The following is a 400-nucleotide window of genomic DNA, read 5'->3' as shown; positions in this document are numbered from 1 at the left end:
ACAATCGGTATAGCGGATCAATTGGCCGTCTGAATCGTATTCAAGCTGTTTGGTTTTGCCCAGTGCGTCGGTGATGGCGGCAGGCAGCCATTGTTCGTTGTAGGTATAGCTAGTGCTGTGGCCGGCGGGGTCGGTGATTTGAATCAGGTTGCCGCGCCCGTCGTAGGCGTATTCGGTGATTCTGCCGGCGGGGTCGTTGACGGCAACCGGCAGGTTTAAAGTGTCGTGGTAGTCGATTTGGGTGTGGCTGCCGTCGGGGGCAGTGATGCTGATAAGGTTGCCGAAGGTGTCGTAGCCGAAACGGGTTTCGCGGCCGAGTTCGTCGCGTTGAAGGGTAATCCGCCCCCAGTCGTCGCGTTCGCTATCGCTGCGGTGGCCGTCGGCATCGATGTGGTAAATC

General features: G+C 58.5%; 1 pseudogene. It reads right to left on the bottom strand.

The features are described from left to right. Positions 1-400, bottom strand: a pseudogene (locus Q0X97_RS11830) (RHS repeat protein); the annotation flags it as partial.

The sequence above is a fragment of the Neisseria sp. MVDL19-042950 genome (assembly GCF_030504625.1).
Classification (GTDB): domain Bacteria; phylum Pseudomonadota; class Gammaproteobacteria; order Burkholderiales; family Neisseriaceae; genus Neisseria.
This window is presented reverse-complemented; position numbering and strand designations above follow the sequence as displayed.